This is a genomic window from Azohydromonas lata (genome assembly GCF_034427735.1).
GTDB lineage: Bacteria > Pseudomonadota > Gammaproteobacteria > Burkholderiales > Burkholderiaceae_C > Azohydromonas > Azohydromonas lata.
The window spans coordinates 25,406-39,492 of record NZ_JAXOJX010000061.1 but is presented as its reverse complement, the minus strand read 5'-3'; the positions used below and the strand labels follow the sequence as shown (position 1 = coordinate 39,492).

Here is a 14,087-nt window from a genome sequence, read left to right as displayed (position 1 = left end):
GCCGGCACCAAGGTCAACGTCGGCAGCCAGAGCTACACGTTCAGCCAGGCGATCGCCGCCAACACCGTGGCGTTCAGCCTCAAGGGCTTCTCGGCGGACATCGCCAACTTCGTGACGCTGTCGGGTGACCTCGGCTTTGCCAAGCAAGGCAGCACTTTGGTCGCCGTGGGCTCCAAGGTCAGCGCAGCGTTGACCGCAGGATCGGTCGCTTCACTCTCGCTCAAGGACGCCAACTTTGGTCTGCGCGCTGCCGGAGCCGGCGCCACCGTGTTCGAGCTTTCCGGTGGCACGCTGGCAGCCAACATCGGCAGCTTGGCTGAGGTCAAAGCCAACTCCGCGCTCGTGCAGTACACGGGTTCGGCCGGCGCCGTTGCAGCAGGCGACAAGCTGTCTGTCGGCAGCCTCAACTACACCTTCGGCCAAGCCATCGGGGCCAACACGGCAACCTTTGCCGTCAGCGGCTTCAGTGCCAACGTGGCGAATTTCGTCACCATCAGCGGTGACGTTGGCATCCGCAAGACCACCCAGAAGGTCACACTCGCCAAGACGGGCGGCGCAGCCACCGGTGAGCAGGTGGACGTGGACGTGCTCAGCCTCGGCGGCCACAACCTCACGGCATTCGCAGGGCTCAATGCCAGCAGCGCCGACCGGCTCGGCCTGGAAATGAGCGGTGTCGATTTCGGCTTGGCCCTGTTGTCCGAGAAGGGCGGCAGCGCACGCAAGTGGACGACGCTGCAAGCGACTGCCGCCAAGGTGGGCTTCGTTGGTCTGGGCAATGACCTGACCATCGCCGCCAGCGGCGTGAACGTGGCGGTCAACCAAGCCGACGGTGCAGCCACCACCGTCGTCGATTACGCCACCGGCGCCACGTCGCTGAACGTGATCACGGGCGCGGCTTCCTCCATGAAGCTGAGCCTGGAGGGGACCAAGGGCGAGTTGCTGCAGGCCAGCGGCACGCTGACCGTGGACGTCTTCGGCTTCGTGCATGTCAGCGGCAACCTGGCGGTCAGCAAGAGCGACCAGACCGTGACGCTGGCCAAGAAGGCGGGTGCCGCCAGCGCCGAGCAGGTGCAGGTCAGCGCACTGACCATTGGCGGCTCCAACCTGGACGTGTTCGCAGGCGTCAACGGCGGTACGAACGACGCCGTGGGCCTCAAGCTGGAGCACATCGATTTCGGCTTGGCACTGCTCAGCGCCAAGAGCGACGCCAGCCGCAAATGGACCGCCCTGAGCGCCAGCGCCTCCAGCGTGGGATTCGTCGGCCTGTCCGACCTGGTGCCCACGGTCCGCAACATCAGCGTTGAGGTCAACCAGGCCAGTCGCGCAGGCGACCAGGTGGTCGACTTCGCAGCCAAGAACTTCTCGATTGCCACCGGCAGCGGCAGCTCGACCGTGCTCAAGATCGCCGGCTCTGCCGGCGAGCTGGTGCGCGCCGAAGGCGACGTCACGCTCAAATTCTTCGACTTTGCCTACGTCAGCGGACGCATAGGCTTTGAGAAGTACACCCCGGCCAACCCGCTGACGGTCAAGACTTCGACCGGCGTCAGCACGGCGGTGAACGCAGGCTCGGTGCTGGCCATCACGGGCGCCAACATCACGGCCTTCGTCGGCTATGCCGACGGCGGCTTCGACACCACGAAGACGCTGGATCAACAAGCTTCCAATCTCTACGGCTTTGGCGTCAGCGGCGGCAGCTTCGGCGTCGTTGTGGCCCGCGCCGGGGGACAGTCCTATACCGCCGTCAAGGCCAACCTTGCCAAGGCCGCCATCTACGGCTTCGATCCCAGCGTCTTCGAGCTGTCCGCTCAAGACCTGAGCCTGGAGATCAACTCTGCCGCCGCCAACGGCAGCACGGTGGACTTCAAGACGTCCTTCAACGGCGGCCTCACGCTGGGCTCCACGGGTGCCGTGACGCTGGACTTCGCCGGTGGCCGACGCATGGGCGTCTATGCCCAGCGCGCCACGCTGGCGATCTCGAAGTTCATGTACTTCAGCGGCTCCATCGGCTTCGAGAAGTTCGACGATGCGGGCACCGCGCTCAAGGCGGGTGCCACGCTGCCGACGGCGGTCGTGGGCGCCAAGGGCTTCTCCATCGGCGGCAGCAACATCACGGCCTTCGTCGGCTACGCGGAAAACGGCATCGATCCCACGAAGACGCTGGAGCAGCAAAAGAGCGGGCTCTACGGTTTCGGCGTCGACGGCCTGTCCTTCGGACTGCTCAACCTCAAGGACAGCAGCGGCACGAGCTACCGCGCGCTCAAGGCGCACGCCGACAACATGGCCGTGTACGGCTTCGACTCCGCTGACTTCCAGTTGTCGGTGTCGGACCTGAACCTGGAATACAACAGCGCCAGCGTTGCCGGCCGTGAGCTGAATTTCACCGCCAGCGGCGGCGGTGCCAAGCAACTGGCCACCGGTGGCCAGCCTGTGACCCTGGACTTCAAGGGCAACCGCCTGGGCGTGTTCGCCGGCAAGGCCACGCTGCAGATTTCCAGCTTCTTCTACATCCAGGGCGCCATCGGCTTCCAGCAGGGCGATTTCGGCACCCTCAACGCCGGCGGCGTGCCGGTGCCCAATGCCAAGGGCTTCGCCATCGGCGGCTCCAACATCGATGTCTTCGTCGGCTACGCCAGCGAAGGTTTCGACCGCACCAAGAAATTCTCCGCCCAGGCCAGCTCGCTCTATGGCTTCGGTGCCGAAGGCATCGACTTTGGCGTGCTGCAGGTCAAGAGCTCGACCGGCATGAGCTACACGGCCGCCAAGGGCCATGCCGACCTCGTCAAGATCTACGGCTTCGATCCCAAGGACTTCGATCTCTCGGTTGCGGGCATCGATTTCAAGCTCAACCTCGCCAAGACCGGTCCGGCGCTGAACTTGAAGACGAGCTTCGCCTCGACCGGCGGCTTCCAGGTCAACACCGGCGCCGGGAACGTCCTGCTGGACATGACCGGCCAGACCATCGGCGCCAGCTTGAACCGCGCGACGCTGAAGATCTCCGATTTCGTCTATGTGTCGGGCTCGTTTGCCTTCGAGCAGAACGGCAGCTCCACGCTGCTGAGCGCCAAGACCGTTGGTGGGCTCAACGTGCCCGTGGTGGCCAAGGGGTTCACCGTCGGCGCGGCGCATGTGCAGGCCTTCATCGGCACGGGTGGCCCGTACCGGACGGACTCCAACGGCGATGGCCGCATCACCACGGCCGACGCCGTGGCCCACCCGGACGCCGTCGGCCTCGTGGTGGACGACTTCACCTTCGGCCTGGCACTGTTCCAGGACCGGGTGATGAACACCAAGTTCATCTCCCTCAAGGCCAGCGCGAACCAGGTGGGCTTCATCGGGTTTGGCGACGTCATCCAGTTCAGCCTGAAGGACGTGCAGGTCGCCATCAACACCAGCACCAACCCTGCCTTCGTGCTCGACTACACCCATGATGCGTTGGGCAAGTCGGTCAGCGGCATGAGCATCGCCACCGGCGATCCTGCCTCGCCGGTGCTGTTGAACTTCAACAATGCGGTCATCGAAGCCAGCGTGGGCTTGGCCACGACCAAGATCGCCGGCTTCCTGTCGCTGGAAGGCGGCTTCGCCTTCCAGAAGCGCACGCTGGACAGCGTGGGTTTCCACGGCCTGGGCATGAACTTCACCACGGCCGCCGATGCGCTGGTCGTGGCCGGCAAGGGCGTGCAGGCCTTCGCGGGCTTCAACGGCCCGTATCGCACGGACAGCAACCACGACGGCAAGATCGACGCCGCCGACGGCGTCAACGACAAGTCCATCGGCTTGGCCGTGGACAGCCTCGACTTCGCGCTGGCGATGGTCCAGCCCACGCTGGGCGGCGGCATCAATTTCCCGCTCCACTTCTTCGGTCTGAGCGCCAAGGCCAACAAGGTCGGCCTGGTGGGTACGGACCCGTACCTCACGCTCGATGCGCAGGACGTGAAGTTCCAGTTCAACGGTGCGGTGACCGGCGCGGGGCTGCCCTTGCCCTCGGTGTATGCGGACTTCTCCACCATCAATGGCGGCAAGGGGCTGGACATCGGCATCGGCAGCGACCCGAAGGCGCTGAACCTCAGCTTCAACTCGAACTTCATGCGCGTGGGCATGACGGCGAGGCTGGGCATCTTCGACCTGCTGTCCTTCCGTACCAGCTTCGACTTCAAGTTCGAGCTGCCGCCGCTGGACCTGGGCGTGGGCTTCAGCCTGGCAGGCATCAACCTGCCGGGCTTCAAGATGCCCGACCTGCCGGCATTCGACGCCAACATGCTGCTGCCGAGCATCAGCCTGGCTGGCCTGGCCAACATGGCCGCCGATGCCATGACCAATGCGCCGGAGTGGATTCGCAATGGCCTGAGCACGCTCAAGGACATCGACATTCGCATCGGCCTGGCCGGCGTGACGGGCTCGATCACACTGCCCGACCTGAAGTTCGATATCGGCAACTTCGTCCACTTCCGTGGCGACTTCAAGCTGTCGCTGGGTCAGACTTTCGTGGCCGACATGGCCACGGGTGTGGACCCGATGCTGGGTGCGGGCGTCAAGGCCGCCATCGACGCGGTGTCCGGTGCCGTCCTGCCCGGCGGCATGAAGGCCACCGACATCCTGAACACGCTCTTCAAGATAGAGCCGGACTTCTCCGTGATCCACGGTGTGACGTTCAAGGGCATCAGCTTCGGTGCCAGCAACGTCAACCTGTTCGTCGGCCTGGGCAACCCCGACTTCAGCAAGCCGCTGTCGCAGCAAAGCAGCCTCGTGGGCTTTGGTCTGCAGCACCTTGACTTGGCCGTGGGCTACTTCAAGGCCGATCTGCCGGCCTGGTTGGCTGCTCAGAACGTGCTCTCCGTCAGCGCGCATGCCGACGAGTTGGGCGTCTACGGGCTGGGCGACATCCTGAAGATCCAGGGTCGCAACATCAGCGTCGATGTCAACCTCGGTGGAGACACGGCGCTCAAGCTGCCGGGCGCCACCCGGCCGCTGGTCAGCGCGCGTCCGATCTACTCCAGCGTCAAGAACAGCGACGGTAGCAAGGGCCTGAAGATCCAGACCGGCGGCACGCCGGTAACGCTCGACCTCAGCGGCAACCCCGTCATCGGCCTCGATATCGGCCTGGCCGAGATCGAGGTGGCCAAGTTCCTGTACCTGCGTGGCTCGCTGGCCTTCCGCCTGGGTGAGGTCTTCAACGTTGCCGTCGACGCCGGTGGCCTGGCGCCCATGCTCAACCAGATTGGTTCTGCAGCCGGCGTCGTGCTCAACCCGCTGCCGCTGCAAGTCACGACGCTGACGCTGGGCGGCGCCAACCTCACCGGCTTCGCGGGCATCAATGGCCCGTACCGCTATGGCGACGACCTCACCGGTCCCAATGGCGTGCCCGATGGCATCCCGGACAAGGTGAACAAGGGTGCCATCGGCGTCGAGGTGACCAACGTCGACTTCGGCGTGGCCATCATGACGCCCACGCTGGCCGACATGATTCCGGGCCTGTCGCAGTACGCGCCCAAGTTCATCTCGGCCAAGGCCAGCATGGAGTCGGCCTCCGTCGTCGGCATCCCCGACGACATCATGAAGGTGGTGGCCAAGGATGTTGAGGTCAACATCAACACCTTCGTCGTTCCCGACCCCAACATGGGGCCGGAGGTTTCCACGGCCGTGGCCGCCATCAACGCCGGGCTGCAGCTCTTCGGCCCGCCGTCGATCAACTACAAGCTCAGCCCGTCGTTCAAGGACTACACCGAGGACACCAACGGCAATGGCAAGCTCGACACCGGCGAGGACAAGAACGGCAACGGCTACCTGGACCCGGGCGAGGACACCAACGGCAACGGCACGCTCGACCTGAGCGAGGACCGCAACGCCAACGGCAAGCTCGACAAGGCCGGCTTCATGCTGCCGGCCGGTGGCAACAACGGCGTCTTCCTGGACTTCGACCAGGAGATCATCCAGGTCCAGATCGGTTACGCGCAGGTCAACCTGGGCGGCTTCCTGCAGCTCTCGGGGTCCATGGCGCTGACCAAGAAGGGCTCCGAGCACGTCACGCTCAACAACGGCCAGGACACCATCGTCACGTCGCTGGCCATCGGCATCAAGGACGCCAACGGCTTCATCGGCGTTCCCGTCGGCGGCAAGGGCTACTTCTACGACAGCAACGGCGACGGGCGCATCGACACCAAGGACGCCGTCAACGACAAGGCCGTGGGCCTGGTGGTGCGCAACTTCAACCTGGGCCTGGTCGCGGCCAAGGAACTGGTCATCGACACCACCGGCATCGCCGTGGGCGTGTACGTCGCCGGCCGTGCGACGCTGGACATGGTGGGCCTCAACGGCGTGCCCGGCGCGACCCTCAAGGCCGAAAACCTCGCCATCGAGATCAACACCGGTGCACGGCTGAAGCTGGAGCTGGGCAAGTTCACCAAGGACGAGAAGACCGGCGCCGTCTCCTACGACCTGGCGCCCAACGTCCAGTTCGGCCTGACGACCATCGACTTCTCCAAGAGCACTTGGAAGGACTCCAAGGACGTCGTGCACCAGGGCTACGGCATCCCCACGGGCAACAAGGACGCGCCCATCGTACTGACGTACAACGAGCAGTTCCTGCGCCTGTATGGCCAGGCCGAGGTCAACCTCTTCGGCCTGACCAAGATGCATGGCGTGCTGGACTTCCGCCTCAGCGAGAGCGAGGGCCTCACCGCCTTTGCCGACGTGGAAGTGCAGATCGGACCGGACGGCTTCAACCTCAAGCGCGCCGCCAAGGGCCTGCTGGTCATCAACAGCGGCGGCGTGGCCGCGCGCCTGGACCTCAGCGGCAACCTCAGTCTGGGCCCCGTGGTGCAGCTTGATGCACAACTGCGCCTGCAGCTCAACACCTTCGGCCACGACGTGGTCTACACGGTGCCTGAGAGCTTCCGCCACCTCACCGGCTACGACACCTTCACCATCAGCGCCTACCCGCCCGGCAAGGATGCGAGCTGGACGGGCATGTACGCTGCCGTCGTGGGCAACGGCGACCTCAGCCTCATGGCCGGCGCGCTCAAGCTCAAGGGCGACTTCTCCGTCATCGCCGCACAGGTCGGCACCAAGGTCACGCTGGAGCTGGGTGCCACGGCACAGCTGAACCTGCCCGTGCTCAAGCCGCTGGGCGTCACCGGCACGCTGGGCTTCGTGCTCGACACCAACGCTTCCGGTGCCAACGAAACGGGCCTGTACGGCGCGCTGGAAGTCGGCGGCGCCAACGCCGACTCCACCATCATCGACGGCGGCAGCGTCTTCAGCGTCAAGGGCCGCTTCCTGCTGCAGATCAACACCACCAGCAGCACGCAGCGCGTGCGCGGGCGCGATCCGGTCACGGGCACGTTCTACGACAGCACCGGCAAGGCCTCGATGGTTGACGTGGCGGCCCGTTCGCTGCGCGTCTCGGGCAAGGCCAGTATCGACGTGGGCCCCATCGAGCTTCGTGGCGCGGTGGACCTGCTCATCGACAGCAAGGGTGTGCAGGCGGCGATGGACGTCACGCTCGACCTGGGCGCCTTCGGCGAAATCGGCGTGGCCGGTGCGGCCGCGTTCGGCATGGACGCCAGCAACAAGCCGTTCTTCGCCATGTTCGTGAAGACCAAGGTGGAGATGGGCGTTTCGGTGCTCAACATCAAGGCCGACGCGACGCTGCAGATCAACACCAGCTCCCACGCCTACACCACGCTGCCCGACAGCGGCGGCCGCACGCACACCATCGCGGGCAACACCTACTTCGACCTGGCGCTCGACGGCAAGATCAAGCTGCTGGCCTTCGACATCCAGTTCGCCGGCCGCATGAGCGTCGTCGACAGCGTCTTCAAGCTGGAGTTCAACGGCTCGCTGGACTTCTTCCACGCCCTCACTGTGGACGTCGGCGGCTTCGTCAGCTCCGATGGCCAGTTCGAGATCCGGGGCAAGTCCGAGCTCAACATCTACCTCGGCCCGCTGCACCTCAACGCCGGCATGAGCATGCTGCTCAGCAGCCGTCCGCGCTTTGCCGCCTCCGTCTGGGGTTCGCTGGATTTCGAGGTAGACCTCGGCCTGTTCTCCATCGACTTCACCCTTGCCGGCTTCCGCGGCGATATCGACATCACGCCGGCCAGTGCCTACCTGGCCGCCTCGGCCACGGTGATGGGCGTCACCGTGTCGGGCAGCTACATGTGGACGCTGGGCGCGCCGCCGGACATCAGCGACCTGTCCAGCGACGGCACCCTGTCGCTGCACATGGGCGACCAGTCGGGCCGCTATGGCAGCGGCAAGCTCTACGACGACATCGTTGCGGAGTCCTACAGCGTCGACGCCAGCGACGACGGCAGCAGGATCTACGTGCGCTCGCTGGGCCAGACCCGCGAGTACGACGCCTCCAAGGTCAAGCGCATCGTGGGGCGTGGCGGCAAGGGCAACGACTCCATCTACGTCGGCACCGGCGTCAAGGCGGCGCTGGACTTCGACGGCGGATCGGGCAACGACAGCTTCGTGGTCCTCTCCGGCGCCGCAGGCAGCAACATCCGCGGCGGCGTGGGCAACGACGAGTTCCTCGGCGGCGCCTCCAGCGGCATCAACTTCTGGGGTGGCGACGGCAACGACAAGTTCGTCGGCGGCGAAGGTGCCGAGAACATCGACATGGGCGCCGGCGAGAACGTCATCTCCAGCGGTGGCGGTGCCGACAACATCCGTGTCAACGGCACCCTGGACACGGTTGACGCAGGGGCCGGCGATGACGTGATCACCGTCACCACCGCCGGCGTGCTCAAGCTCGTGGGCGGCGCAGGCAACGACCGCGTGGTGGTGGACAAGTTCACCTCCACCGCGCCCATCCAGCTCAACAACCGCCAGCTCGTGGTGATCACGGGCCAGGGCATCACCCGCACCGTCATCTTCGACGACAGCCTGGAACGCGTCGAGCTCCAGGACTCGGCCTCCACCACCGCGCTGCGCACCGGCAGCAACGCAAGCTGGAACCGCACCGACCTGATCCTCACGGCCAGCGGCTTGCTGGACGTGACCCAGGCCCAGTTGGTGGCGCCCAATGCGCTGTTCAGCGTCGAGGCTTCCGGCATCAAGGGCACGCTCAATACGCAACTGGCCAGCCTCACCGTGGTCAACAAGGCCACGGCCGGCGCCGGCTTTGGCGACATCGTCGTGCGCGAGGCCGACAGCCTGTCCGTCGTCGCCAGCGGACGCGTCAACGGCGGCCTCTACACCGCCAACGGCAAGATCGACGTCGAGCTGGCCGGCCGCGAAGCGCTGTTCAGCCTGGACGGCGGCATCATCAGCACCGCCCGCAGCGGCGGGGCCATCAGCCTCGTTGCCGACGACATCGACTTCGTTGCGGGCAACGACCGCGTGCTCGGTACCGGTACGCTGGCCATTCGCGCCAAGGCACAAGGCCAGAATTACCGCATCGGCGGCGCGGCCGACTCGCTGTACGGCGTGGACAACTCGCTGGCCGGCAAGTCGGGCTACCTGGACCTAGGCATGCGCGACCTTTCCGCGCTGGCCGACGGCTTCAGCAGCATCACCATCGGCCATCGCGCCGCCGGCGTGGTCATGCGCGTGGGCGATGCCATCGACGGCCGCGTGGGCCTGTACGACTTCTCGGCCCAGCTCGACGACGTGGCGGTGCTCCAGGCCGACCGCATCGAGGTCGTGGGCGACGTGCGCTCCAGCCAGAGCCTGTCGCTCAACGCACGCCTGCTCAAGGTCGAGGCGCAGAACAGCCGCGCTCCCGTCGTGACGCTCGGCGTGGGCGTGCTCGCCGGCGAGGTGCACGTGGCCGTGGACGAGCAGATGCTGGTGCAGGGCAGCGTGCGCGGCCGCTCGCTGGTGGACATCAACATCAGCGGCAGCACCGGCCGTGGCGGCTTCGTCACCTACGGCAGCGACGTCAACAGCCTGACCACCGACAAGGGCAGCTCCATCCTGACGCTGGACGCCAACAGCGTCCTCAAGATCGCCACCTCCGCTTCCATCTACAACGCCGGTGGCCTCTTTGCCGGCGTGAACGGCGGTGCCAACGCGCGCGTCGACGTGAGCGCCGGGACCGGCTTGGTGTTGCTCGAAGGCGCCTCGGTCGAGACGCGCAACGCGGGGGGCGTCATCAACCTCAAGGGCGGGAAGTACATCCACGTCCTCTCCGGCAGCAGCGTGGTCTCCGGCGCGGCATTCGGTGCCGACAAGAAGCCCTATCTCACCGGTGCCGGCTCCGTCCTGGAGTTGCACACCCAGGGCGAGCTGCGCCTGGCCGGCGCGCTCACCGCCGCCGGCGCGATGACGCTGGACTCCGGCGCGGTGCAGGACGATTTCGCCCAGTACTTCGACACCCTGCCGGGCAAGACCTACCAGGCCGACGGCAAGCCGGTCCAGCTCAGCGGGGCGGGCGACATCGCCGCCACGGTGGCTGACCTGCAAAAGGGGCGCGTCAGCGCCGCGCTCAAGGCGCTCATCAGCAGCGGCAAGCTCGTGCTGGGCAGCAATGCCACGGCCGTGTCGCTGGAGGAGTACACGGCGTTCGCGAACCTGCCGGACAACGTCAAGCAGCAGATCGCCAACGCCAACGGCTACACCGTGTATGCCAACGGCGGCTTCTACAACGCCGCCACCAGCCAGTTCGTCGGCGGGCTCAGCAGCGGCTCGATGGTGGACGCCTCACAGGCCGCGAGCTACCAGCGTTTTGACGGCACGGTCTACTACAACCCCAACGCGGCCGCCGGCCGCCAGGTGCTCACGGGCTTCGTGCAGGGCGTCTCGGCCGACTACAACAACGCCCAGATCGACTGGGCGGGCGCGGGCGTTCCCGCGCCCGCAGCCAACGCGAGCTTCGCGCAGCTCAGCGTCAGCCAGCGCCTGGTGGTGGCCAATGCCCTGGGCTACCGTTACGACTACGCGATGATCCCGGTGGATGCCTGGGCCAGCATCCCGCTGGACTACGCCGACATCTCCCGCGCCGACTGGATCGCCGCGTCCACGCTCAACTTCACGGTGGCCATCGCCGACGCCGACTGGACGCTGCAAGTCGGCGGCCAGACCGTCAAGGTCGACAAGCCCTTGTCCGGCACGCCGTACGCCGAGCTCACGGCGCAGCAGCAGGCCGTGGTCGATGCCCACGTGCAGTTCGTCCCGGTCCAGACCGAGCGCCTGACCTTTGGCGGCAGCTATGCCGTGGGCAACGTGGTGTCCTTGAGCATCAACGGCCGCAGCGTCAGCTACAAGGTCACGCAGGCCGATATCGGCCTGAGCGACAGCATCACCCGCAGCAACGTCGCCAAGGGCCTGGCCGAGGCCATCACCGCGCAGCAGAAGACCGATCCGGCCGGTGTCAAGGCCGGCGTCAGCACGTCGGCCTCCATCTCCACGGTGCGCCTGACCGGCAGCACCGTGCCCAATGTGGCCGCGGGCGACGGCACCCGTTTGGTGGTGTCGGACATCGACGGCGGCAAATCGGTGATGGTGCGGGGCAGCTTCAACGTCGGCGACTCGCTGACGCTGACGGTCAACGGCAGCGCCGTGAGCTACACGGTGCAGTCCGGCGATGTGGGCAGCACCGACGACCAGACCCGCGCCAACGTTGCCAAGTCCCTGGCCGCGGCGGTTCGCGCCAAGGCCGGCAGCGGCCTGCAGGTAGTGGCGCAGACGGTAGACCCGGTGACGCAGCTGCGTGTGCAGGGCCTCACCGACGCCACGCGCTTCACGCTCGCCACCAGCGACGCTCATCTCCAGCTCGAACACAACCCGTTCGACGACCTCAGCGCGGATCAGCAGGCGCTCATCGCCTCGCGCGTGCGGCCTGCACAGGAGACGCTGTTCAAGGACCTCACGGCCGCACAGAAGACCGCGGTCGTCAACGCCATCGCCGCGGCCGAGGCCGCCGGCACCGCCACGCAGTTCTACAACTACAGCGCCAAGCCTGGCCTCAAGCTGGTCGGCAGCTTCACCCAGGGTGTCGTCACCGACTACCTCAATGCCGATGTGGCCTGGGGCAGCGCCGGTGCGCCGGCGGCGGGTACGGGCTTTTCCGCGCTCACGCAGGCACAGAAGGACGTGGTGGCCCATGCCCTGGGCTACGACCGCTACGACGGCACCCATTACTTCAACGCCAATGCCGCGCCCAACCTGCGCTGGATCAGCGGCTTCACCAGCACCGGCGGCACCTACGACGTCGACGCTCTGGACTGGGGCGGCGTGGCCAAGCCCACGGACGGCACCGCGTTCGAGAACCTCAGCGTCGCGCAGCGCTCTGCGGTGCTCAAGACGCTCGGCTACGTGGCCGTGCAGCGCGAGGTCTACGTCGACGCCAGCGGCGGCACCAAGCCCGTGCGCGACGGCTTCGTTGAAGGGGCAACCGGGGACTACACGGCCTCGACCAAGGAGTGGTGGGGCAGCGTGCAGCCGGCGGCACCCGGCTCGAAGTGGGCCGACCTGTCGGTGCAGCAGCAGGACTACGTGCTGGCCAAGCTGGGCTACCGCCGCTGGAATGGCACGGCCTACTACAACGCCAGCAAGCCCCAGGCGGACCAGTACCGGCTGACCTTTGCCGTCTCCGGCGCCCAGTACCAGGGCACCGACATCACCTGGAGCCACGTCGCGGTGCCCCAGGCCGGCACGCCCTTCGATCAGCTCACCGGCGACCAGCAGGAGCTGATCAAGGCCCAGACGGGCTTCCAGTTCGTGGCCGGCCCGGTGTACTACAACGCCTCCGCCGCGGCGGGAAGCCAGCTCGTGTCCTCCTTCACGCTGGACAGCTCCAAGCCGGGGTCTCCGGTGGTGCCGACCAAGCGCTGGATCGTCAGTGACGGCACGCACCGCTACCTGGTCTACGCCTACGACGCCGAGAACGACGGCATCATCGACGCGCTGCAGGTGCAGCAGCCGCACGAGCTCCTGGGCCAGCGCGGCGCTGGCTTCCTGCTCACCGGCAGCATCACCACGCTGCAAAACGACGGCGACTTCAAGATCGACGTGCACGATGACGCGCTCGTGGTGGGCGGCATCATCAATCTCATGGGCCAGGGTTCGGACCTGGAGATCAAGTCCGACCGTACCGTCTACTGGCAGGGCACGGCCGAGGTCCACGGCGACATCACGCTGCAGGGCCGCGGCTCGCAGCCCAGCGGTGCGCCGCTGGCGGGCACCAGCGTGTACGTGCACGAGGCCTCCACGCTGGCCACCGGCGAAGCCCGCAGCCACATCACCATCATCGGTCGCGACGACGTCGAGCTGCACGGAGCGATCATCGCCGGCGGCGCGCGCGGCAGCTCCGGTGTCGTCTACAGCGGCGCGGACTCGACCGTGTCCGTCACGGCGGGCGAGCAGATCCTCGTCGACAACGCCATCACCGCCACCAAGTCCGTGACGCTCAGGACCACCACCGGTCCGGGCGCCGACGACAACGGCAAGGGCGTGGTGCTGGGCACCGCCGCGGGCCTGACCGCCTACGGCTGGACCAGCGACGGCTCCGGCGGCCTGGTGCTCATCGACGCCCAGGGCAAGGTCGAGCTGGGCGGCATGGTGCTGTCCGGTGGCCAGGCCTCGCAGGCGTTCAACAGCGCCGGGCGCCTCACCAGCGAAACCATCCGCTGGTCGGGCGAAGACTCCACCGTGCGCATCACCGCCACCGGCCAGGTGGCGCTGGGCGTCACCACCGTCGCCCTGGACGGCACCAGCGTCGAGGTGGGCGCGCGCGTGCGCGCCAGCGCACTGATAGACGTGCACGGCGGCGCCGATGCGGACGGCATCGGCGTATACCTGCCCGGCGCGGCCGTGCTGGCGGTCCACAATGCCAATGGCGTGCTGCAGATAGACGCCGCCCAGGACGCGTGGCTGATGGGCCAGTTGGTGGCCGGCGGCGAAGTGGTGGACAGCTACGACGCCACGGGCTACTACCTCGGCAGCAGCGTCCGCAACTTCGATGGCGACTCGGCCATCCGCATCCGCGCCGACCGGCGCGTGAGCCTGGGGCGCGACCTGCTCGCGGGCAAGACCATAGACGTGCGCGGCGGCGCCAGCACCCGCGTGGCCACGGCCGCCGATCCCTGGGCCGACGAGGGCATGGTCGTCGGCGGCAACGTGCACCTGCGCACTTGGCGCGAGAA

Annotated in this window: 1 protein-coding gene (cut by a window edge); it reads left to right on the top strand. The window is 66.9% G+C overall.

The features are described 5' to 3' along the window. The coding region annotated (locus tag SM757_RS26780) for a hypothetical protein (protein WP_322467725.1) crosses the window boundary (this coding region is incomplete at both ends): on the top strand, nucleotides 1-14,087 show 14,087 of its 39,492 nt. Its footprint extends 25,405 nt past the window's final position.